Here is a 24,727-nt window from a genome sequence, read left to right on the forward strand (position 1 = left end):
AATTGTGCGTTAAAGCATCACTAGCGTCAAAACAGAGTCTGGCTAGCGAAACGCCACATAAGAAAACCTATCGGCTTGTATATTAAGAAAAATATGAAATTAGAGACGTTTAGCAAAGAGATTGACAAGCAGATTACTGCACATCATCTCATTTTTGAGACAGTTACTTAGGTTACGTTTAGGGATTAATTACTTATAGTAATCAACATCAAAGCAATACTGATTTTTACTGGTAATAACCTATGAGCACTGTCTGTAATGCACAATAATGACAGTTCACCGAGCACATTTAGCATAGCAAAAGGAATACTGTCGACAAAGGTAAGCACATTCGCACCTATTTTGGGTATTTTCTTTTTTGTGTTCGCTTTGGCGATAATTAAAAACTTTTACGACACTAATCGGCTGGCAACCCGTTTCGGTGAACAAGCCATTACACAACTGGAACATCACATCAATCAAACGTCGGATGAACTGAACCAGTTAAGTAAAAACATTTCAAAGCACTGCCAAAGAGAAGACATCATTGCTCTGAGGAGCTATGTATTTCGCTCGAAAATGGTCAAAGAAGTGGGCATGTACAACGCTCACGGGACTATTTTTTGCACCAGTAATGAAGGCCATACCACCATTCATTTGTACAAACATATTCTTGACAGGCTTAAACAATCTCCAACGAATACGACCATTTCATTAACCAAATCTCGCAGTAAAGAGCAAACATTTTTTGTCTATTCTTCACAGCCAGATATGAGCGGCCTCAATGCACTGATGCCTCCAGAACAGTTTATGAACCTAGTCGCTCCTAAACTTGCCAAATGGCACTACGGCTATCAGGTCAATGTGTTAAGCCAAAGTATTCGCAGTGATCAGGAAGAGATCGATTCTGCTCATACTAGCTTTCTCTTTAAATCCGAGCATTACCCACTCTCAATTCAGATCTACTTAAATAACGGATCTTATGCTTACCATTTTCTCGATAACTTATGGCTTGCCTTGCTTACAGCAAGTATTATCTCTTTGATTTATCTTGCTTATCACAACTATCATCTCAGCCGAAATACCTTAGAAGTCTCTTTGAGAGAGGCAATATCAAACCATCAGTTGGAACTCTATTTACAACCGATCGTCGATATTACCGAAAATAAAATTGTCGGGAGTGAAGCGCTTCTGCGCTGGAATGAACCGTCTCAAGGTTATATTTCACCCACTATTTTTATCCCGTTGTCAGAACGTATTGGCGTCATTCATCAAATCACATATCGTGTATTGAAATTGGTGACGGAATGTGTGGAGCAGCACAAACATGCGTTGCACGATCAATACATCAGCATCAACGTCAGCCGGTTATTGATCATTGATAATTACTTTATGGATTACATGAAACGCTACGCGGCAAAACACCCAGCCATTGTTCCACGACTTCTGTTGGAGATCACCGAGGACAACCATTTCAACGTGGACGAGTTGAAGTTAGCCATGGAAAACTTACAGCGACTGAAACAGCTAGGCTTTAAAATCGCCATTGACGATTTTGGTACCGGCTACTCAGGCTTAAATTTTATCCACCAACATGACTTCCATACTCTCAAAATTGATCAAGTGTTTATTAAAAGCTTGCATCAAAATTCAGCCATTACTTCGGTGTTAGTGTCGATGATTAAACTAGCAAAGCAATTGAACATGCGGCTGATTGCTGAGGGCGTTGAGAACCAAGATCAGGTGAGAGAATTAGAGCTGTTGGGTGTACGTTACATCCAAGGTTTTTATTATTCTGAACCTATGTCTGTGGATGCTTTCTTCCGATTCACCCTGTCCGCCAAGCAGATCGCACACCGCTAATCACGCGATCAATCGAACGGCGGTTTAAATTCAGTTACGACTTAAATTGAGCTTGCAGCGCACGGCTGACGGGTAACTTATCATGACCAATCAAGACGTACATTTTACCCGTGAACTCTTTTTTCACTTTATCTATCTTGGCAACATTCACTGCCGTTGAACGGTGGATTTGCCAAAACTGATTCGGGTCAAGCTGTTGCAGCAACTCTTTCAATGAACTGCGCAGTAAGAACTCCTGCACTCCAGAATCACTCTTTACGTATATGGATAAATATTTGTCTTCGGCTTTGGCGTACAACATATCCGCCACCGAAATCAGGTGAATATCTTCACCTTTTTGAACTTTTAACCAGCTTAAAAACGACGGCGATGCCTGTTGGCTTATATGCTGTATCTGCTGTAAAAGGGTTTGCAAATCAGGTAATTGTCGCTCAGAAGAATGCTCGGCTAATCTTAGCTGCAACTTAGTACAGCACTGCACTAAACGCGCTTCAGAAAGCGGTTTCAATAAATAATCCGCCGCATTGGCTTCAAAAGCTTGAATGGCATACTCATCATAGGCGGTGATAAATACAATCAGTGGTGGCTTTGCCAAACCAGCCAATTGCCTAGCGAGCGACATACCATCCATTTCTGGCATTCGAATATCAATAAAGGCCACCTCAGGCTGATGCTGCTCGATCATGGACAATGCCACGCGTCCATTTTCGGCTTGCGCGACAATATCGAGCTCTGGCCACACTTCTCCTAATGCACGGTTTAAATGATGCCGCAATAACGGTTCATCATCAGCAATAATAGCGGTCGCAGAGACAGTACTCATGTGGCACTTCCTTGTAGTTGGTCCAATAATAGCCGCTTTATTCTAATCGTTGCCGTCACGCCAGCATCATGATTTTGGGCGATAGTGAGACACGCATCATCAGCGAATAGGCCGCTTAAGCGTTGGCGAATATTATCCAACGCAATACCATGTCCTGCTGAAAGAGCACTCGGCTGCAATCCAATGCCACTGTCACAGACACTGACTTCAAACCACTCGTCATAAATTTCACTTTTGATGGTCACTTTCCCCCCCGCGGCTTTAGGCTCAATACCATGGCTAACAGCATTCTCAACCAAAGGTTGTAACAGCATCGGCGGCAAAGGAATGTCATCCGCTGCGCCAGGCATTGCAATCTCATAATCCAGTCGATCACCTAAACGAATTTTTTGAATACCCAAATACGCATCGACTAAATGTAACTCTTCACGTAGCGTTGTGGTGCGATTGCGGTTACTACGCAGCGAACCACGCAATAAGTCGGTTAGTTTTTCGAGCATCATTTGCGCTTTATAAGGCTCAGAGCCAATCAACACGCTGATATTGGCAAGCGTATTAAATAAGAAGTGTGGTTCAATTTGACTTTGTAACTGCTGCAACTGGCTCAAAATCAAGGCTTTCTCTTGTTCAGATTGACGCCGTTTGGAGGCTTCTAGCGCTTTTTCAGCAATCAGCTTTTGTTCATGCGCGTAGAAGTAGAAAAAGCAAACGCCAGTAAAAACGAAACCGAGAAAAATCACCGGTTTCATTGCTGAAAAATGACTAAAGTGCGCGTATTTACTAAGCCACAAATAAGCGTGTAACGTACCGAAAATCATCGACCCCGTGAGCGAAAAAACGTTCACTAAGCGTGCGGACAACTGCGGTGCGAAGCGACTCAGTAAGTGAGCAATGGCCACTGCGCTGTAACCGTAGCCAAAGCTTATTGCTAAGTGCAACGTGATGTCACTGGGCCAAATAGCCTGAGTGGTAAAGGCGATCACCACACAAAACAGCGAAGTAAATAACAAGCTTTTGGCAAGATTTCGAATCTCAACTTTCTCGCACATTAGAATTTCCCTTTCATATTTAATAGAATCATATGCTTATCTGGTAAGTTTGCATATGTAGAGTCAGCAGGCCCAGTCATAAAACGTGCGGCCAGTTCGATTTCGATAGAGGCTGTACCCGAATCGTACACTGAGTAATTGAGCCATTGGGTAGCGATCACGCCGCCATCTTGCGGTGCAATCAGCACATCAAGTGTCGGCACTAAGCCTTGCAACCATTCAATACTCTGGCTCCACAGCCAATGACGCCAAGCTTGGCTATCTAACGAAGCATGCAACATCACATTATGCTGCACGAGATTCACGTGGTTATAGCCTTGTGCGTAAGACCAACCTAACGCTTGATTATGCTGATAACGAACCGAATCCGCGTTGGTCTGCGCTTGTTGCCACTGCTCTTTTCCCCAACTGCGACTGTCGAACCAATATTCTGCAATGACGCTTTGCCCATCACTTCCCGACCAGTTGAATCCTACCAGTGCCTGATAGCCTTGCGTTCGTGATTCAAGATCCATGCGCGATTCAATCTCTTGTTGTTGAGAGTAAACTGCTTGAGCCAACGCGCTGGGCCGTTGGTACGCCAAATAGTGACGCTGATAGAGCGCTGATGCATGCACTTCCCATGCGTCAGTGAGCACAGTAACAAACGAGCTACCCAGCACGCCGCGTCGAACGTCATCATAATAAGCAATCGCCTGCCATTCGGCATTGCCTATCAACTGATAACGCCTTACGCCCGCCCCTTGTTGTTCGGTCATTTGTTGTAATTCGCTGCCTTGCTGCTCTGTCCAAGAAGAATCTGTATAAAAAAGCGTCCATTCACCTTGCTGACCATAATAAGAAGCAGAGAGCGTTCCGGCCCCCTCTTCTACCTGAATACCGACCGGATTGCGGCGATAAGGCTGAAAGAGATCAAGCGGACGATAACCGTAGCCCACTCCCCAATCCAAGCGCACTTTTCCTAGTGTCAGCTCAAACGGCACATCAGCCAGCACTAGGCTGCCTTGCCAAAACAGTTCTTGTAGAATGAACTCGCTGTCGGCGTGCTGCTGTGCATCGCTACTCCACAGGGCGTTTTGTTTGATAGCCACTAGACCCAACCAGCCATGCCACCTCATTTCTACATCCAATAACACCTCAATCTGCTGCGTATCGCGCGCTTGATTACTAGGAAAAAAAAGGCTGTCGCGATGCGCCGTGGTGGATGCGCTCATTACCCAATCCCAATCAAAACTGGGGGCTTCTGCCCGCGCCGCTAAGCTCAATACGCTAGTTAAAAAAGCGAACGCAACACGCTTCATCTCATAACTCCGATAAACTGTTACGAGTCAGATAGGCGGGGTTGTAATATTTTTCATCTAGCTCCATGGGCTCGATGTGTTGATACTCAACCACCGTTTTTTTGGTCGGTTGAATTTGATCAAGCAGCGTCATACTGGTTACGCGCATTCGTCCCTCTTTTTCACCAGCGCGAAACCAAGCCTGCTTGGCCAGTTTTCCAGAGCGTAAATACAAAGAAGCTTTGATTGGGAAATCGTTCTCTTTATCCAACCATAAGATAATTTGCTGGTAGTTCGCCCCTTCTGTGACAGCCAGTAATGACAACTTATGCGTCAGGTAAGGTTGACCATTGGGTGTTTCTATCTGTTCTTCACCCATCAATTGACTTTGGTAATCCTCGCTCCACGTCAGTGTTGAAATATCGCCCACCGAAGCCTCACCAAGCAGTTTTTGCATTGGCGTAATACGAATAGGGCGGCGGCTTTTTGGCATCAACAACCAGTAGTTTTCATCGAGCATCAGCATTTTTTGCCCCGCTTCAACGGAGGATTTGAACACCACTAACGAGTCGCGATTGGCTTTGGTATACACGTGATATTGACGCGTTTTATCGAGCTCACCACGTTCATAAAGCGACACCAAAGAGACGACTTTGGCCGCGCTGTAACCAAGGCGATATTGGTCGGCGTTTTTGGTCATTTGCCCAGCATCCAGCGCCGCCCAGCCAGCGGCCGAGTAGCCACCGCTAAGCGTGATCAGTAATAACATCATCCATTTATACATAAGCCAGTGCCTCCGTGATTGGCTTGTTGACTCCTTTGCGTGCCGACAACCAAGCTGCTGCAATACAAATGCTCAGTACGCCAAACGCACTCAGCAGAACCAATTCCCATGAAAAATAAATATGCAAAGGATACCCTTCCGTGCGTCCCGGTGGCGGTGGCATTTGCACATCGACTACCATCAATAACACGCTTGTTAGGGCATTGAACGCCGCACCCACCAGCGTGCCTAAAATGGCTAGCAGTACGGCTTCGCGTATGAAGCTGGCGACGATTTCATTTGGGTAAGTTCCAAGCGCCGACAGCGTTCCGATTTCACGGGTTCTCTCCGTGACCGACATGGTTAAGGTGTTAAATAGTGCGACGAAGACCACCAACCCCATCACCAACCCCATGATGCCGAAGATGCGATCGTAAAGATCTTTTACTTTTTGATAAAAAAACGCGCGCTGCTGCCAAGGCGTCACTTGAATCGCTTGGCGAAGGCTCATTAATGACAGTTTGTTTTCAACCCAATGCCGCATGCTTTCTGTCTGTTCGGTGCTGAACAAAAACAGCGATAAGGTGCTCACTTTATTCGAAGCTAACAGCTCAGAGGCCGATTGAATGTGCAGATATAATTGGCGTTTATCCAATTCAGGCACACCCGTGGAATAGATGCCGTGCACTTTGAAATCAACCGCGTTGAGCGCGCCATCAGCGGTACTGGTCAGTAAAGTAACCCAGTCTCCAATCGACACGTTTAAGTTTTTGGCGAGATCCACCGCCAGCATCACTTCCGGCTCACTCGCATCAAATCGAGGGGAGTCAATATTGGACAAGGTTTTGCCTTGGCGAACGTCCAAAAATGGCCCTTTCATATCAAACTCTTTATGGTTAACGCCGGAACCGACAAAAATGGTCGATTTGCTACCGTTAGAGACCAACCCGCTAAACTCAATGCGTGGCTGAATGCCTCGTATCCGCTTATCGTCGATTAATCGCTCAACAATCAACGCACTGTCGGCAATCCCATTAGCCAGTGGCGACTCTTCATCTTGCTCAAAAAAGCCCGGTTGGCTGAGCGTTAAATGCCCGGTGTCGCGCGCAGTGGATTCGCGTAGTGCTTGGTAAGTGTAAAGGCCAAATCCTCCGGCGCTGGTCAATGCGAAAACAGCAATGGCAATGATCAATACCGAAAGCAGGCTGCGGCGGCGATTGCGCAATAAGTTCAGCGCCGCCATACGCCATTCCATAGAAATCAGCTTGCCCATTTCATCGCCTCCTGAATCACTTTGCCATCCACAAGCTGCAAGGTTCGGTCGCAGCGGTTGGCCATGCGCGCGTCGTGCGTAGCCACAATAAAAGTGGTGCCCATTTCGTGTCCAAGGCTTTTCATGATGTCGATCACCACATTGGCGGTATGGCTGTCTAAACTGGCGGTCGGTTCGTCGGCAATCACCATTTCTGGGTTATGGATCAGCGCGCGCGCAATGGCTACGCGCTGTTGCTGACCGCCTGAAAGGTGATCCGGCCGGTGGTGAGCCAGCGTTTCTAACCCCACTTTGGCCAGCATAGTGCGCGTTAAAGTACGCTGATCGCGCAGGCTGTATCCATTTAGCATCAATGGGTAAGCAATATTTTCCGCCGCTGTCATCACCGGAACTAAGTTGAATTTTTGGAAAACGAAGCCTAATTTTTTGCGCCGCAGCGCCGCCGCTTCTCTTGGATCGGTTGGGTAAGGGTAACCAGCCAGTTCAATGTCACCTTGGTAATCTTGATCAAGCAGCCCCAAGATATTGAGCAAAGTGCTTTTTCCCGAACCTGACGGGCCGCACAGCGCTAGCATTTCACCTTGTTTGACTTCGCCATTCACCGCGCTCAACGCCAGCAGCGGCTGCATGCCTAATTGATAGGTTTTACTGATCTGTTCAAATCGTAGCATTTTGTTGCCCTCCCTCATTCGCTTTTCAATTCATGCGTTTTTTCAGTCAATCCGTTTTCAATCAACGCATTTGTAATCAAAGCCTTGGCTTGGATGATTTGCGGATGCTCCGCTGGCTGGTTGTCAACTTGCTTACCTTGCTTCTGATGGTTTTGCATCTGGGCAAGCCATTGCTCTGCTTGAGGAGTGTCGTTGGCACGAAGGGCGGCTTGAATGGCGTATCGATAAACCCAAGCAGTGGCGGCAAAAGGTTGTGCAGTAAATTCGGGTTCAACAAGAAGGTCGAGATACAAATCATAACCACGCTCAAAATGGTTGAACATATCGGGCAGTGAGGTGTAAGTCGCGGCCGAAACCGCGCGCGTTAAATAGCTATCCGGCAGCCCCATGACGCGCTCTTGTTCAGCAAGCGGCTGCGGGTGATTGCTGAGTAAAGTCAGGCCTTTGTCTATGGTGGCCAAGCCCTCTTCGACGTATCTCATCTTATTCCAAGGCATGAATGCATCACGCCCTTGCAGGGTTTGTGCACTGCCCAGATAAGCTAAGCTGAGCGGTTTGGCCCCTTGCTGTTTAATCAACTGCTCTAGTTGGTGAAGCACAAGCTCCACTTTGTCACTGTCGCCTTCGGCCGCTTGGTTGTACTGCATAATTAAAGCGTCGCTTGGATTAGCTTGAACAGCCGTGATGCTTAGCAGCAACCCGACACTGAGTAGCAGGTTGCGAAGTGAGCGTGAATAAGAAAATGTCGTCATCATGATGGTCCCTTTCATTCGTTGGTGATGAAATTTGCTTGATGACGACAGATTACGCAGCAAATAGGCCAGATGCGCCACTTTGCGATAAAGGGGGATTATGCAGCGTTAATGGCTGGCTGGATGACGTGAATGGGAAGTAGACAAAAAAACCAGCCACTGAGGGCTGGTTGGGAGAGTGAGATTAAAACCTAATCGTAATACTGAAATAATAGCAATACGAAAAGCGTATCGCGGGGCAAAAACATCTGTTTTCAAAAGCATCTGTTCTAAAAAGCACCTGTTCCAAAAAACATCCGCTCTATGGCACGCCATGCCCTTTGGCGGCGACCCAAACCCGATACCACTGCTCGCGGGTCAGTTCTAAATCAAGCGCAGCAATTGCCGCTTTGACGCGGTCAATTTTACCAGAGCCAATAATCGGCAGCGGCTTAGAAGGCAGACGTAGTACCCAAGCGTAAATAACCTGATCAATACTGTCTGCGCCGATCTCTTGGGCGATCGCTTCTAGCTCACTGCGCACACGTTGAGCTTGTTCAGTCTGGCCGTTAAAAATCTCGCCACCAGCTAAACAAGACCAAGCCATTGGGCGAATGCGCTGCGTTTGCAAATGATCCAAAGTGCCATCGTGCACCACATCGAAGTTGAGCGGGTTCATCTCCACTTGGTTGGTCACTAACGGTTTACCTAGGCGAGATTGCAGCAGTTCAAACTGGCGCGGGCTGAAGTTCGACACACCAAAATGCTTCACTTTGCCCACTTTGCGCAGTTCAGAAAACGCTTCGGCGACTTCATCGGCATCCATCAAGGCATCTGGGCGGTGGATCAACAGCAGATCGATTTCGCTCACACCAAGTCGTTCCAGCGAATTATTGACCGACTGATAGATATGCGCAGAACTGGTATCGTAGTGGTTTATCTTACGCTGCGGCGTTTTTTCGCCACACAAATTGATGTCGCACTTAGTGACGATTTGGATCTGCTCGCGCAGCGCGGGCTCCAGCGCTAAGGCTTCACCAAACAGTTTCTCGCACTGGTAGTTACCGTAAATATCCGCATGGTCAACCGTGCTAATGCCCAATTCAATGTGCTGTTTTAAAAACGTTAAACGCTGTTGTGGCGTCATGCCCCAATCTGCCAAACGCCAGTAACCTTGTACTAGCTCTGAAAAATCTGGCCCTTGCGGCGCGATTGTTACTTTAGCAACCATTGGTTGTCTCCTTTGACTTAATTGCCGTCATCCTAAGCAGGTTTCGATGACGGCTCAATGAATCTACCGAATAAGTTAAGATTACGCGCCGAAGTTGTGAGATTCACTACACGTTGACAATTTATATCGCTGGAAAATTCATCGCTTCTACGCCCCCAAGCCATGCTTTGTGATCAACGCCAAATTCTTAAGGCTTAGGCACAAGAATGATGTCAACTTCTCTCTCTGCTTTTATTGTTAGCGATGAAGCACCTCGCCCTACAGCGACTGACGATAACGCAAAAACGAATCACCCTAACCCATGAAGGCCAAGGATAGAGCATGAAATTCTCCACGTTAACACTCGCACTTTGCGCTGCCGCGCCTGTTGTGTTTGCCGCGCCCAATCTGACCATTTCGACCACCACGACTAGCCGCGACTTTCCGCTGGATGCGAAAACGCCTTTAGTCATTCCCTTGACCAAAGAAAGCTACACAATAAAAGTGTCAGGGATTGAGGGCCAGTGCAGCGCGCCAGCTCAGCAGAGCATCAAATTCAACGCGCCCATCGCCCTCAATTGTGGACAAGAAACCGAACTGCCGCTGACGATACGTTTCACTGGCGATTACGCCTTCGCTTATGATGACAAGCAGCAGACCTTAACCTTTGTCCGCCAAGCCAAAAAATCCACTACTAGCAAATTTAAACGGCCGATACCGAGTGTTTCGTGCGAGCAGTACCAAGGCGGCGAAGTGACCTTACAACTGGGCAATACGTTCCCCGATGGCACACGACTAAAAGAGACATTTACCGGCCAAATCCTCAGCGTGAAAAATAGCCAAGTCACCTTAATGCCGTCACCAACCAGTGGTGGATTGGTGCTGCTTGCCCCCGCAACGGATGCCGCCAGCGAACCCTTTACCTACCGCAATGCCACGATTTACTTTGTGATGGTGGACAGATTCAACAATGGTGACCCAAGTAACGACAATAGCTATGGCCGTAAAAAAGATGGCAAAGAAGAAGTGGGCACTTTCCACGGTGGCGACCTAAAAGGTGTGATTGCCAAACTCGATTACATCAAAAGCTTAGGCACCGACGCGATTTGGCTTTCGCCGATTGTGGAACAGGTGCACGGTTTTGTCGGCGGTGGTGACAGTGGCTCGTTCCCTTTTTATGCCTATCACGGTTACTGGACGCGTGATTTTACCAAGATCGATCAAAATTTTGGTGATGAGGAGGATCTCAAAACGCTGGTCACGGAAGCGCATAAACGAGGCATAAAAATCTTGCTCGATGCGGTGCTCAACCATTCCGGCTACGCCACCTTGGCTGACCTGCAATTTGATCAGATTGAGGTGGTTAATCCCCAAAATTTACCGCAAAAATGGGTTGATTGGATGCCGAAAGCTGAAGAAAACTGGCACAGCTACAATCAATCCATTGATTATCAAAGCGCCAACTGGTCGCAGTGGTGGGGCAAGGATTGGGTTCGCGCTGGGTTGCCCGGCTACCAGAAACCCGGATCTAGCGATATCACGATGACGCTGGCCGGCTTACCGGATTTCCGCACTGAATCAACACAAGCGGTGACGCCGCCGCAGTGGCTACTTAATAACCCCGGCACTAGCGTGGTAGCGCGCGAACAGTATAGCGTTGCCGATTACTTAATTGAGTGGCAAACCGATTGGGTTAAACGCTTTGGTATTGATGGTTACCGCGTCGACACCGTAAAACATGTGGAAGGCGAGGTATGGCGACGCTTAAAAAGCGAGGCATCACGCAGTTTAGAAGCTTGGCGCGAGCAAAACGGGCAGCAAGGGCAACCCTTTTGGATGATGGGCGAAGTATGGGGCCATTCAGCTTACCGCAGCCCCTATTTTGATGATGGCTTTGATGCACTGATCAACTTTGATATGCAAAAAAGAGTCGATAAAGGCGCAGCCTGCTTAAGCCAAATGGCGATGGTGTACCGCGACTACGCGCAAACGCTAGCGAAATACCCAGATTTTACCCCCGTGAGCTACCTCTCTTCTCACGATACCGAGCTGTTTTTTAGCCGTTTTAACTCCTTTGAAATGCAGCGTAATGCCGCCAATGCATTGCTTCTCGCACCGGGTGCGGTGCAAATTTACTACGGTGATGAAGTCGCACGTCAAGTTGGCCCTTACGCCGATGATTTTCACCAAGGCACGCGTTCTGACATGGTGTGGTCACTGGATGAAGAGCGACAAGCGCTGCTGAAGCATTGGCAAACGCTAGGCCAATTTCGTCAATCGCACCCTGCCATTGGCGCAGGTATTCATCATGAGATTGAACAGCAAAATGCCTATCTGTTCTCTAGAACGTTAAATAATGACCGTGTCGTTATTGCTTTTGTTGGCCGTTAAACCCACCACAGAGGTAGTTACCAACACCATAGTGACTGCCTCTGTTTCTTCACCATTTTTTTGGTCAAATAATTTAAACTCACCCACCAAAACATCAATATTATGAACGTGTTGAAGCATAAAAATTAACTTTAGCACAAGCTAAACCAATTACCCTGCCAAATAAGCACAACTCTACTGGTCATACCAAAACTGTCAACTTTTCATTTGATTTACAAATACTTACACACTATCATTCGCCGCCAATTGAAATAAAGACATCATTTCCTTTGACATATCAGCAACACAAAATTAACATCTCGCATTGCAATGCCACTACCATAACAAGGCCTTAGGAGGTCGAGAATGATCATCAAACCCCGCACGCTACTCGCGCTATCAATATTGACAGCGTTTAATGTTCACTCTGCAGGCTTCCAAGTGGCAGAGCATTCAGCCTCAGGGCTAGGACGTGCTTTCTCTGGTGAAGGAGCGGTGGCCGATAACGCGAGTGTGGTTGCACACAACCCCGCAGCCATGACACGGTTTGATACGACGCAGTTTTCTGGTGCACTGTCCATCGTTGACCCAGAGGTTGATGTATATGATGTGAAAAACCAACAGAAAATGAACGATGTTGCGCCACTGCAAGTCGTTCCCGCGGCTTACTACGTCAGTCCAATCAATGAAAAATGGGCTTGGGGGATGGGAATATTCACCACTTACGGCGTAGCTACAGACTACCCTAATGATATTTATGCAGGCGATCTTGCAGGTGATACTTCTCTTCTTTCTGTCAATTTAAACCCGAACATTGCCTACCGTGTTAACGAACAGCTTAGTCTCGCTGCGGGTGTTAACCTCGTCTATGCCGAAGCAAAACTGACACGGCATAAAGGTGCTTTAGCCGTATTTACTGGCGGCTCTGCCTCTGACAACCTAGTCGGAATGACTGGCGAAACCATAGCTTTGGGCTGGAACATAGGTAGCTTATATGAGTTCAACCAAAACCACCGTGTCGGTTTTGCTTACCGCTCTGCTGTTGATCTGGATTTTGATGATGGTGAGTTTTCAAGCTATAGCTCAGGTGTTGCAACAAACGCTGTTGTTGAAGGACGTTTAAAAATCACGCTACCTGCGATGTGGGAAGTTTCCGCATTTCACCAACTCACTGATAGCGTGGCGTTGCATTACGGGTACCAACGTACCGACTGGAGTTCATTCAAAGAGTTAAAGGCAACATCATCACAATGTACCAACGGAGAGTGTTTTTATAAGTCTGAAAAGTATGAAGACAGTGGCCGTTGGTCATTGGGTTCAACTTATCAATTAAACTCGACTTGGACATTACGCGCCGGTTTTGCTTTTGATGAACAAGCTGGCGAAGCCACATTGAGTATTCCAGATAGCGACCGTTATTGGTATTCAGCGGGCGTGAGCTACGTGATCAGCGACTCGCTATCCATTGATGCGGGTTTTGCACTGGTGAAAAGTAAAAGCGGCACGTTTACCGAAACCAACAAACTCAATGAAACATTGACGTTTGAATCACAAGGGACTGCTTACCTTAGCGCTATTCAACTTAACTACACATTCAACTAAACTCAGGGATAAGTCATGCTTAAAACAACATTCAAAATATCGCTGCTCTGCTCTGCGTTATGGTTAGTCGGTTGTGGTGATGAAACGAGCAGTTCGGGAGCAAACACAACACCCACTTACGAAGCCTACATTCAAGACGCGTTAAAACGCGACACCAGCATAAAATTCACACTCAGTGGCGCAAACGCAAACGTACCACTGCCCTCTTTTGCACTCATGAATGCCAAAGACGGCACGTTAGAAATTCCAACCAAGGGTGATGACACCTTAACCAATCCAGTCGCCGCTATGGGCACCATGGATGGTTGGTCAACATCAATGCCACTGTTTCTAGACTTTGAAGGCGTAGGATTGGCTGACGGTCTTATCTCTAACGGTATTTATTTAATTGAGCTGACCGACAGTATGATTGGCAGCCCAGCGGTTAAAAATGTGCTGACATTGAACACCGACTTTGCTGCCATCGCCAGTGCCAGCAGCGATAAAATTGCGATCGTGCCAAACAAAGCGCTCAACCCTGCCAGTGAATATATTTTAGCCGTGACAGATGAGATTACCGATGTAAATGGCAATATTGCAGGCACATCCAGCAGCTACGCCGCGTTGAAGTCCAAAGTGAAAATCTATACCGATGATAAGCTAGGGGCATTACAAAAAGTGACCCAAGGCGTGGAAAGCATTTTCGCTTTGGCAGGGGTGGATCAAACCAAGATTATTTATTCAACGTGGTTTAGTACTCAATCTGTTGGTCAAACACTTTACAGTGTGAAAGGCGCCACCGCCGCAGGCCTTGCAACGACAGATATTGGCAACATTTGGAAGCAAGGTGCGAACCCAAACAACCTTAATTTGAGCGCCGCTTACACCATGAGCTTTGGTGCTACAACCGATTTTGTAACCGCACTTAATAACGATGCAAATTTCCAAACTTACATTGGCGCAGAAAAAACAACCGCTAAAGCGTTTATTGAAAATGAATACACAACCAGCAGTTATCACGTTAATGTCACGACTGGAACGGTTAAGCTCCCTTATTATTTAGAGAAAGGAAGCAACTGGAACTCACAGCCGTTTGAATCAGCAATGCCAAGTTTAGCCTTGATTAAAAATGCTTTGGCAGATGACAATGAAAAAGCCACCATCGCCAATCAGCTCATTGCTAACAATATCGACGTGACTCAACTAGCAACCAGCCCAAGTGAACAGCTTAAGCTAGTGGGATTGACCCTCACAAAGTCTGATGGCAGCCTACTCGATCCTCAGCGCATCATTACACGCTATAGCCCTGTACCTAAGGTGAAATCGTTAGAAGACGTTGATTTCTTACTGTTTACTCCTAACGCGGGAGCAAACGGGCCGATCGTGATTTACCAACACGGTATAACTTCTGTTAAAGAAGATGCGTACTTCACAGCAGCACATTTAGCCAATGCCGGTATCGCCGTGATTGCCATTGATCAACCGCTGCATGGTGCTCGCAGTTTAGATGCACAGCGCTCAGCTAATGCCGATATTCTAGCGTACCTCAATTTGAACAACTTGGCCGTCGCTCGTGACAACACGCGTCAGAGTATCTTAGATATCATGGGGCTGCGTGCGGCCATTACTTACTCACAAAGTGCAGGGTTGTTTGTTGGTTCCCAATTAGCAAACGCAGACAATACCGCGACGACACCACCAAAATTCCTTGGCCACTCATTGGGAGGAATCGTCGGCTTAAGCGCTGTCGCGAACGCGAACCGCACTATCGGTGATGCTAGTGGTGATGCGCTGTATAAATTCTCTGGAATGGCCATTGCAAACTCAGGTGGTCAAATCGGTAACTTGTTAATGGGTTCAGCAAACTATGGCCCACTCATTAAACATAATCTCGCCTTAAGTGCGAGCCCCAAATACAAAGCATTCGCCGACCAATACTGTCCAGGGTTAACAGAGAAAGTTTGCTACACCACGTTTGAAAACACAGCCTCTGCCTCAGACAAAGCGGCACTGCAAAGTCAGTTGGATCAATTTACCTACGCGACTCAAACCTTGCTCGATACTATGGATCCATACACAAACGCAAGTTACCTAATCAGTGGTGGAACCGCGACAATCCCTACTTATTTGCTGCAAGTGGCGGGAGACGAGAGTGTGCCTAACAATGTCACAAATACACGTGCAGGCACCGAACCCCTAGCAACACTATTGGAATTAGCCAACGCAGTACCCTCTGATGTAATCACTAATACGTCTAAAGTCTTCGTAAAAATGGACAGTGGTACACACACAACCTTTCTCGCACCACAAGACATGGCCGATGGCGTGCTTCGCGCTGGAGCGCTATCACAACTGGCTATTTTCTTGAACTAACCGAGTAAACAGGCTGTTTACTTATTCAAACAGCTTCCTTATTTGGAAGCTGTTTGAATTCTCTATCTGCCCTATCTCAACAACTATGGATCAAATCTTAGGTGCTACTGAAGTGAAACCGAGATCGTCATGCCGACATGATATGACTGATCGTTTCCCTTACAGCGTAAGTGGCGTCATTTCATAACACTTATTCTTCAGCCACCAGCAAAACACCAAATTCAAAATTCGGTGCGTAGTGGTAAATTTCGCCATTGACGGAATCAAAAGACCATACATGACCACTCGCTAAATGGGGTGATTGGCTCCATAAATACGACAAGATATTGCCTGTCTCATACTTAAAGCCTTGGGCAAATGCTCTACTATTCATCGCTGGGCCAAAACACGCCATTTCAGTCAATGACACTAACTCTTTAATATTCGGCAATCGCCATTCGGCTTGGCTGGCAAATTGGTGCAATGCATGTCGGCTTTGAGGATGGTTGATTGCCGCCACTTCTTGCAAAGCACTTTGCCAACGAAACCCGGTCGCTTCGCCATCACACTGCTCCGTAGCGGCGTTCCATGTTTTACCAACTTGGCAACGCATCCACGTTAAGCCAGTGAGCTTATCTTTGATCGTTCCCTGCTCGCTGTAGACATAGCGCGTGTTGGCTGCGCTTTTCGTCATATCAGGAGAACACTCTTGGGCGACGCCGACAGCAGAAAAGATCAAGCAAGAAGCCGCGATTAAATGAGATTTCATTGGTTGTTCTCCTTGGTTGCAACAACTCGAATCGGCAAGACATAAGACGGGTCATTGTCCGCCGCCGTGCTGCTGGAGTAGAGTTCAATTGGGCTACGTTCCCCTTTGGTTGCACCAGACAGCGCCGTGTAAAGATATTGCATCGAACCATCGCTTTGAAATTGAGAGGTATTGAGATAAGCAATGCCAGAAGTCCACGTATACCCATCAAAAAATTCGGTGTTCTGCGGCTGATGCGGGAAATAGTCCCGGTTGAAACCAACCGCATCGTCACCCACTTCGCCTAAATCGAGCATCATGTATTGCTCGCTGCTGGTCGGTAAACGCCACGTTTGTAACCCACACAATTTATCTTGATTGATACGATTGACGTAATCTTGCGTAGTGCAAATAGCATCACCTGCCGCCTGACAGGAAGCAGCCGTCACATCTTTTGCAAAAGGGATAAACTTGTCGGCAATTTCTAATGCAAACAACCGTTCTTTATAGTTCAAAGACGCCGCATCTTCTGACTTCACTTCCCAAATAAGTCCACTGTAAACATCTTTAACGCATGACCAATCGCTCGCTTCTGCCTCAAGTTCATTGCCAGCCGCATCTAATTTGATGAACGCAAAGCTCTTACCCGTCACGCCATTTTTGGCGGTAATATCTAGGCCATATTCAGCATCTTGACCGGGATAATCAGCATCAGCCTGCGCTTGTGCGCCTTGATCGGAATAGAACTGAATAATGCCCGTGTCTTGCAAAGGTCGCTCTTCCGATACTTGCGCCATCAATGTATTAGCATATTCGGTCATCTTTTCGCCAGAAACGATCTCAGAGGCAATCAGTGGTGTATTTTTTGCCATGGTTTGCCCAAGCGTTGCCAGCAAATCAATTCGTTCACTTGCTTTCGCTTTTTGGAGCAACACGACAGCATTGGCATCCAATATTGCCAATGCTGTGTGGCTAAAGTTTTGTGAAATATCACCATTCACTTCAACGCCTAATTGCAAAAGCTGCTCGGCCAGCAAGCGATTCGCTTCTTTCTCCGTATTTCCATCCAGCATAATGCCGGCAAAAATAGAACTCACACCGTTGAGGATGTTGCCACTGCTTTTGCCCAATGCGGGCGCAACCAAGACCGATGATTGGCTGGTTTGGCGACTTCTCGTCATGACACTAATGCCAGTAGAAACGTCAGCCACAATAGGAAAACGATAGATTTGAGTGCTGTCACTCGTGAGGGTGTAGCGCCCTTGGCTATCGGCTTGCGTGCTGATTTCGCCCACATCGCAGGCAAAGTTTTGGTTAGAATCAATGCAGACAGTGGCATCAAGTGCGACGTTTTGCGCTTGAATTTGCCCGCTAATTTTATGGCTGGGTAAAGATGTATTGGCTACATCTCCACTTTCACCGCCACCACAACCAGCCAGTAAAAGTGCCAGCGAAAGTGTTGAAAGTCTTAAGTACATAGTTATGTGTTCTTCAGTTTAAGTGAAAAAATAGCCAACAAATTACGTCGTCTCATGGCGAATACCGCAAGCGGAAGTAATAAGGGCAGTGAAGTCGAACCGCCGCCCGTTTCAGGTGAAAGCGCGTTGGTCGTAGGTTGAGGGCATTGATACCCCGCTAGGCGGCTTACCCCCCATTCAATCAAGGTGCCGGAATTTCCCGGGTTGTAGTCAACCACTTCCAAACGCCAGTAGCCGCTTAGGGCTTCGCCTTGTAAAGAGCCCAATATGGCATCGTGAGCCAGCACCCAATAGTCATCAAAACCATTGATGGCCGATGGTGCTTGGTTAAGTAATTCAACGCGCGTTCCTGCGGGCGAAATCAAGGTAACGCGCAGCTCTTGTAGCTCTGGGTGCGATAACTGCAAGCGAACCACAAAATCTTCATCAATCAATGCGTTGCCAACATCGAGCGTCAAGCCATAGCTCTTAAATCCGGAGGTAACCGTATCTGCACTGTCGATACTGGCGTCTTTCAATACTGAATTTATCGCTACTGGCGGCGTTGCGAGCTGTGGCTTACCCACGATAAACGACAAAGTTTGCTTGTCAGATTGCATCGCAAGGTACGGTTGATATTGATAACTCGATTCAAGCTGTAGAGTCTGTTTGACTCCGCAGGTGTAGGTGGTTGGCAGCGTGATGCTCCATTGCTGCTGCTGGAATTTTTCGCTAGCGAAAGTAACGGTTTCACCTTGCAAAGTGGCTACCGTTTGTAAACTTGCTTGGCGATCCGTGGCCTGAATGTGCACGTTCAGCGGATCCGTTGGCACCACAAATCGACGTTCCAACAGGAATTTGAAGGGTTCTTGGACTAAGTTATGTTGCTTAAATTGCTGTAATAGCATCGCATCATAAGCGCGATGCGGGTACAGCTGTTTGGCGGTATACAGCATGCTTTCACTCAAATCATGCATTTTTAGACCACGACCTAAGCCGTACATTGATTCAAGAACAATACGGTCAAATTCAGCAAACGCTTCTTGACCGTACTCATTCACGGCCTGTTTCAGCGCTTGAAATAAAGGGGTAGACCACAATTCATCACCCAACTCACCTGCTACACTTTCATGCGCTCGATACTCTGCGGATGCAAAATATTTTGCCCGCTGATTCCACAAACTGCGCGTTGAAATACGAGTACCAAAATAGCCATCCCAATTAAACACGGTGTCAATTTCGAATGCTTTTCCTTGTGTATACTGGCGGCGAAAACTGTGCGAACCCGCCCAATAGTCACCAAAGCCTTCACCAATCGCGCCCGAATGTCCATAAGCCCAATCGGGAACGATTTGATAATGAATTCCATGACCAAGCTCATGGGTAACCACGTCGGCATCTAATGCATCGGGCGAGCCCCCAACACCAAACAACACCGCTTTCGGGCCAACATAATAAGAAGAGTTGTTGCTAGATAAACCTCTCGCATCAAACCTCACGGGCTCACTAAACAGGGAAAAACCGAGCTGTTTGGTATAATCAATCGATTGATCAAGATGGTAAAAAGCCATCAGCTGTACAAAGCGATCATCAAGCATCTCCATGGAGAGAATTTCAGCATCTGAGTTCCATTGCGCCACGTCTTCAGCGCTAAGTAAGCCAACACCGCTATCAACCCACTGCTTAGCATCATCTTGTTGCTGTATGGCGGTGGCATCAACTTGTCGTACTCGTTCATTGGCTAAGTAATATTTACCTGCACTTTGCAACATCTCGACATTCACACTTTGGTAGTGCGGCTGGTTTGGGTAATCAGCAAGGTCATTCCACGCCGAATCTGGCGCAGGCAATTGATCCATGGTTCTTAAATCGGGGTCAAAAAGTTGCACATTGATGCTCTGCACATCTCCCGATGAGAGCGAAGGCGGTCCATTCGCCACCAATCGGCGGGGCGATTCGAGCTCTGCCGCTACTAATGCAACGCCATCTCGCTCGACCGTATTGTGCAAACTTTTGAACACACGCGTCACTACGCCGGACTGATCGGTCGAGAGCACTAACACTTTTTGCGGTTGGTATTGGCCGTTCTGCCATACATCAAAGTTGTAATGATTCCCCAGTAAACTCTCGGTTTGATAACGAAACTTCAGCGTCCCAACATCAGGATAAAGCGAGCTCAAATACAGCTCAGCCGACTCTTTCGTTGCAATGGTCGTTTTCGCCAGTGGATAGTCCCACTCCCCCGCAAAGGCGGAATGGCTCAAGCATAGCAAGGTGCTCAGAACGATAATTTTTTTCATCTCTAGCTCCTAAAACACGTATTTAGCCGTAGCGGTAAAGTAACGCCCGGGCTCAGTGGAATAGAGCGTTTGACTTTGACTTACACCTGCGACGTCTTGATAACGAACGTATTCACGGTCGAATAGGTTCATGATGTTGAGACTCACATCAAGGTCACGCATCACTTGATAACTCACGCCAAGATCGACCGTAGACCATGCCGACGTTTGCGCGCATTGCGCTTTACGGCCGATATCATCAGAGCATGCTGGTGCTCGATCCATTGAGCTCGCCCAGTTCCAACGTGCGTAGGCATCCCAATCTTGCTGCTGGTAATTTAGTTGTCCATTTCCTTCCCACGGCGTGATGGTACGAACGTATTCATCTTGATCATCTTTGCCATCCACATAACCCGCTTTGAACGTGGTTGACCATTGTTGATTCAGTTGATGGGCGAAGGTGAACTCCACGCCATACGTTTCAACGCCATTAATATTTTGGTACTGCTTGATCCAAGCGCCTCTATCGCTATCAAATCCCACGTCTTTGGTGTCCATGAAATTGTCAAAGAGAGAGTAAAAAACCGCGACATAAGCTTGAGATTGGCCATTATCGTATTTTGAACCCAACTCAAAACTATCACTGGTTTCAGCCTGTAAATTCATGTTCGGCGCGATAAAAAACGGCGTCAGTGGGACAAAGCTGTGGTCTGCCGCACCGTAGGCTTTGTCATAGGTCGGAGCGCGGTAGCCGTGGTTGTAACTGAGGTAACTGTTGAATGATGGCGTCCACTGGTAAGCCACGGATGCGCTCGGTGACCATTCACTGGTTTGAATTTCACTAACAGCAAAACCAGCAATAGGTTGCTCTGACTGAGGAGTAAGGTTATTCAAATCAAAACGTAAGCCAGCGCTAAATGTCCACTGGTTAAGGCTGAATCTATCTTGCAAATAGACGCCAAAACCATAGGCCTTCGCCGGTGCAAACGGAATAATATTTTCGTAGGTTACCCCATTGGAATCCTTGGTATCCACGTGACGAGGGCGTTCATAACGATTGGTATTAAGCACTGCACCGTAAATAAATTGGTGTTCGATATTGTGGACTCGTGCTGCTTTTTCTAAATCAACCGATAGCCCTATCAACTGATCAGAAAAACTTTCATCGCGTCGCTCACGACGAAATTCAAGGGTGTCGAAAAAGGCATGTTCTTTGGTCAATAAGCGATTGGTTTGAGTATCACTTTGACTATCACGCCAGTAAAGCTTGGCGTCCACATGGTCTGCCCAGAAAGAAAGGGTATCTAATTGCACCCCCAATGATGCCGATAAGGTTTGGTGCTGTTCCTGTTCAAAAAATTCTTTGCTTTCCCATTTGTCATCGCGCTGAATGGAAGCAATGCCTTCTTTGCGGATGTTTTCATCTTTATAGGCGTTAAATTTTGCACTGAGTAATAACGAATCATTGACCATGTGATCGTGAGCTAACGATGCACTGAATCCTTCAATATCTCGGTTATAGAGATCTTGGTTAAAGTTGCGAGTCTCTTCGCCTTGCCAATATGAAATGGTCACCAAGCTTTCACCATTTCCATTGCGCACCGCTAGCGTGCTACTGCTCTTATATTGATTGCTGATCCCTGTGTAGGAGCCAGAAGCATCAATATAGAAATCACGTCCTTGCAAATAATCCGCCGGCGATTTTGTGGTGACAACCACAACGCCGCCGATCGCGCCCGAACCATGAATGGTAGACCCTGCCCCTTTCACAACCTCAATGCTTTTTATGTTGTCTAAGGCGAAAGTATTGCGGCCTACCTTATCGTTAATGTCATTGGCACCATAGCCGTCCGATGCGGCGACGCCATCTTGAATGATCGCAATGCGGTTGCCCGTCATCCCTCGAATCGTGATGTTTTGTGGCCGACCAGCGCCACCCGTAACACTGATTCCGGGTTCATGACTCAATACATCATACAGTTCTGTCGCGCCTTGTTTTTCAATGGTTTCACCGTCAATCGCTGATATTGAGCCGGCGACTTTTGACAGCGGCTGTTCTACTTTATTGGCACTCACCACCACTTCTTCAAGCTTGGTTAGGCTGAATTCGGCATGCACTGACCCTACCGCAAGCACGCTAAGCACCGCTGCGGTGATTGGAGAAAGCTTCATTTACTGCTCCGCTTTTTTGTTTTTATCTATGGTAAGAAGAAAGGCGTATTCCACGGCCTGTTGCTGTAGTGCCTTACGTGAATCGCTACTGTGCCCGCTATTGAAGTCCGTCCATAACAAGTAAGGCCCGCTACCCGTGCTCATCAGCGACATTTTTTCTATGTATTTCGCGCCTTCCCAATAAGGGACACGGTTATCAAACCACCCGACACGGACGAGGGTTGGCGGATAAGGTTTGGCTTGAATATTGAGTAGTGGGTCATAAGCTTCAATTGCTGAGCGTTGCAATGGCTGGCTAGGATCTCCCCACTCTTCTCGCTGCTGCACCGAGAGTGAAGAGGAGTCTTCTGTGGACATGCTTCTAAGCACATCCACAAAAGGCACTTGCAGCACCACTCCAGAAAAAAGTGCTGGGTTTTGATTAACCGCGGCCGCAACTAAGGTTCCACCAGCGCTGCCGCCAATCGCATAAATAGCGCGTTGGCCGTTATTAAAATGCTGCAATGAAGAGGCGACGTTCAGGAAATCCGAGATGCCTATTTTTTTCAGAATGCCAGACCCAGCGCGGTGCCATGATTCACCGTGATAACCACCACCGCGCACATGAGCAATCGCATAAATTACGCCTTGATCCAATAAACTGATCACTTGTGGCATAAAGTACGGACGCATCGTGACGCCATACGCGCCGTAGCCATAAAGAAAGACGCTGGACTGTGCGCTCAAGGTGTCTTTTCGGTACGCCAAAGTGACAGGAATAGCCACGCCATCAACATCCACCACAATCTGTTGTGACTCATACTGTTCCGGTAAATAAGTGGGATAGCTGTCTTGACCCAGTCGCTTCCATTGCAAGCTTGCCACGTCAAGCTCGCGCCAAACTCCTGCAGAAACCATCGACATTGAACGCACGCGCAGTTTATTGCTTTGCCAATCACCGTTACGAGAGACCCAAGCGACCTCACTTTCTGTTGCCAAAGGCTGTGATGCTCTCAACTTTCCATGCTGATCTATAATGGCCAGTTGAGAATGCTGTGCTTGGTTGGTTTTAACCACAACGCCAGCTTGATATAAATAAAAATTATCCAGCGTGGAATGATCATCTGGCGCATAAAAAAGCTGCCAAGGGTTTTCATTCATGCTCAGTAATCGACGGTAGAGTGCAAACTTGCCGTTGAGGTTACTATTGATGTAAAGCCAACCATTAGCAACGTCTGCGTAGTATTCAATACCCGGTTGTGCGGCACGAAGCGGAAGGCTTAAGTGAGAGCTGTTGGTCTCTAAAATACGTTGTTCACTGCTGTTTTCGTTGTTGACTTGCACGAGGGCAAAATGCGGATCCGCTGCCACATAGAGAGACACGATCCACTGCGGATCAGCCCACTCCCATAGGTTTTTTGTCTGCTTGCTCAGCACATCATAGCGCTGTAATAAGCGAGAAGAACGGCTTTCTTCTGCCGCCAAAAAATAGAGGTATTGGCCATTTTCAGACCAAATAGCTTGAGTCGTTGCAGATTGGCTAAGCACGATTTCCTGCTTCGATACACGATCCACCAGCGTCAGCGTGTAGTGCTCTTCGCCAGTCAAATCTTCGCTTAATGCAATAAAGCGGTCCCCTTTTGCCACCGCCCAATTGGCTAACTGGTAATAATCTGATTGCTGCTGTCTTACACTGATATTGACCAAGCGCTCAATTGGGCTGTTTTCTGCGGTCTTTTTAACAACAAAACGTTCACCCTTAATTACTTGATCATGATAGTAATTTTGGTACTGGATGAGCCAAGGTGTCGGTGCTTTTACGCTCTTACTCTCTGACCATGTTTTGACTAGTGCATTAGAAAGTGGTGTGGCTTGACTAAACCACTGTTGTGTTTTTTTATTGTGATCTTCAAGGTGTGCTCGAACCTTAGGCTGGCTACGCGAGCCATCTTCCAGCCACTGCAGTGACTCACCATAAGATGAATGAAAACAAGACAAACCAACAATAAAAGCAATGATATTAAGTAATTTCATTATGATCAGTGAAAACATAGCCAATTATTATAATGAGGCGCAGCTTGCCACCAAACGATAATGAGATCAATTATCATTTTTATATAAAATAGAGAAATTATGAAATTTATAAG

At 47.2% G+C, this 24,727-nt stretch carries 17 protein-coding genes; 4 read left to right on the plus strand and 13 right to left on the minus strand.

What is annotated here, in order from left to right:
- Positions 1-360: 360 nt before the first annotated feature.
- Complete coding sequence (locus AACQ21_RS03280) at positions 361-1,842, plus strand: EAL domain-containing protein (RefSeq protein ID WP_258174212.1); 1,482 nt, start codon at positions 361-363, stop codon at positions 1,840-1,842.
- Positions 1,843-1,876: 34 nt separating this feature from the next.
- Here AACQ21_RS03280 and AACQ21_RS03285 read toward each other — a convergent pair whose 3' ends face one another.
- From AACQ21_RS03285 to AACQ21_RS03320, 8 genes are all read right to left on the minus strand, one after another.
- Entirely contained in the window at positions 1,877-2,665 is a 789-nt protein-coding gene (locus AACQ21_RS03285) for a LytR/AlgR family response regulator transcription factor (protein WP_017048167.1), read from the minus strand.
- A complete protein-coding gene (locus AACQ21_RS03290; protein WP_017042182.1) occupies positions 2,662-3,714 on the minus strand; it encodes a sensor histidine kinase in 1,053 nt (350 codons plus the stop codon). Before AACQ21_RS03290 ends, AACQ21_RS03285 begins: the two co-directional genes overlap by 4 nt.
- On the minus strand, positions 3,714-5,015 hold the full coding sequence (locus tag AACQ21_RS03295; protein ID WP_105976929.1) for a hypothetical protein: 1,302 nt from the start codon (positions 5,013-5,015) through the stop codon (positions 3,714-3,716). Before AACQ21_RS03295 ends, AACQ21_RS03290 begins: the two co-directional genes overlap by 1 nt.
- A 1-nt stretch (position 5,016) precedes the next feature.
- Positions 5,017-5,778 carry an outer membrane lipoprotein-sorting protein gene (locus tag AACQ21_RS03300; RefSeq protein ID WP_017042180.1) on the minus strand — a complete coding sequence of 254 codons (762 nt, stop codon included), beginning with the start codon at positions 5,776-5,778 and terminating at the stop codon, positions 5,017-5,019.
- Positions 5,771-7,030: an ABC transporter permease gene (locus AACQ21_RS03305; protein WP_017045060.1), complete on the minus strand. Its 1,260-nt coding sequence runs from the start codon at positions 7,028-7,030 to the stop codon at positions 5,771-5,773. Before AACQ21_RS03305 ends, AACQ21_RS03300 begins: the two co-directional genes overlap by 8 nt.
- Complete coding sequence (locus AACQ21_RS03310; RefSeq protein ID WP_020477135.1) at positions 7,018-7,701, minus strand: ABC transporter ATP-binding protein; 684 nt, start codon at positions 7,699-7,701, stop codon at positions 7,018-7,020. The genes AACQ21_RS03305 and AACQ21_RS03310 overlap by 13 nt, the downstream gene beginning before the upstream one ends.
- A gap of 14 nt (positions 7,702-7,715) precedes the next feature.
- Positions 7,716-8,534: a hypothetical protein gene (locus AACQ21_RS03315; protein ID WP_105976930.1), complete on the minus strand. Its 819-nt coding sequence runs from the start codon at positions 8,532-8,534 to the stop codon at positions 7,716-7,718.
- A 220-nt stretch (positions 8,535-8,754) separates the two neighbouring features.
- Complete coding sequence (locus AACQ21_RS03320) at positions 8,755-9,663, minus strand: aldo/keto reductase (protein WP_047688732.1); 909 nt, start codon at positions 9,661-9,663, stop codon at positions 8,755-8,757.
- Positions 9,664-9,984: 321 nt separating this feature from the next.
- Here AACQ21_RS03320 and AACQ21_RS03325 point away from each other — a divergent pair, with 321 nt between their 5' ends.
- The 3 genes from AACQ21_RS03325 to AACQ21_RS03335 all read left to right on the plus strand — a co-directional run bounded on the left by AACQ21_RS03325 (position 9,985) and on the right by AACQ21_RS03335 (position 15,966).
- On the plus strand, positions 9,985-12,033 hold the full coding sequence (locus AACQ21_RS03325; protein WP_105976931.1) for an alpha-amylase: 2,049 nt from the start codon (positions 9,985-9,987) through the stop codon (positions 12,031-12,033).
- A gap of 345 nt (positions 12,034-12,378) precedes the next feature.
- The gene (locus tag AACQ21_RS03330; RefSeq protein WP_105976932.1) at positions 12,379-13,614 is read left to right on the plus strand and encodes an outer membrane protein transport protein; all 1,236 of its coding nucleotides are present in this window, start codon (positions 12,379-12,381) and stop codon (positions 13,612-13,614) included.
- A 15-nt stretch (positions 13,615-13,629) separates the two neighbouring features.
- Positions 13,630-15,966 (plus strand): VolA/Pla-1 family phospholipase, encoded by a 2,337-nt coding sequence (locus AACQ21_RS03335; protein WP_105976933.1) that lies wholly within the window; start codon positions 13,630-13,632, stop codon positions 15,964-15,966.
- A 190-nt stretch (positions 15,967-16,156) separates the two neighbouring features.
- Here AACQ21_RS03335 and AACQ21_RS03340 read toward each other — a convergent pair whose 3' ends face one another.
- Genes AACQ21_RS03340 through AACQ21_RS03360 form a run of 5 tightly spaced genes read right to left on the minus strand, consistent with a single transcriptional unit; the run spans position 16,157 to position 24,614 of the window.
- A complete protein-coding gene (locus AACQ21_RS03340; RefSeq protein WP_105976934.1) occupies positions 16,157-16,714 on the minus strand; it encodes an Lcl C-terminal domain-containing protein in 558 nt (185 codons plus the stop codon).
- Complete coding sequence (locus AACQ21_RS03345; RefSeq protein WP_105976935.1) at positions 16,711-18,171, minus strand: Lcl domain-containing protein; 1,461 nt, start codon at positions 18,169-18,171, stop codon at positions 16,711-16,713. The genes AACQ21_RS03340 and AACQ21_RS03345 overlap by 4 nt, the downstream gene beginning before the upstream one ends.
- Before the next feature lie 2 nt (positions 18,172-18,173).
- Positions 18,174-20,450: a proprotein convertase P-domain-containing protein gene (locus tag AACQ21_RS03350; RefSeq protein ID WP_105976936.1), complete on the minus strand. Its 2,277-nt coding sequence runs from the start codon at positions 20,448-20,450 to the stop codon at positions 18,174-18,176.
- 9 nt (positions 20,451-20,459) lie between these two features.
- Entirely contained in the window at positions 20,460-22,601 is a 2,142-nt protein-coding gene (locus tag AACQ21_RS03355; protein WP_105976937.1) for a TonB-dependent hemoglobin/transferrin/lactoferrin family receptor, read from the minus strand.
- A complete protein-coding gene (locus AACQ21_RS03360; protein ID WP_105976938.1) occupies positions 22,602-24,614 on the minus strand; it encodes a prolyl oligopeptidase family serine peptidase in 2,013 nt (670 codons plus the stop codon).
- Between the last annotated feature and the right edge of the window lie 113 nt (positions 24,615-24,727).

It is taken from the genome of Vibrio sp. V01_P9A10T6, from assembly GCF_963877065.1.
GTDB classification, from domain to species: Bacteria; Pseudomonadota; Gammaproteobacteria; order Enterobacterales; family Vibrionaceae; genus Vibrio; species Vibrio anguillarum.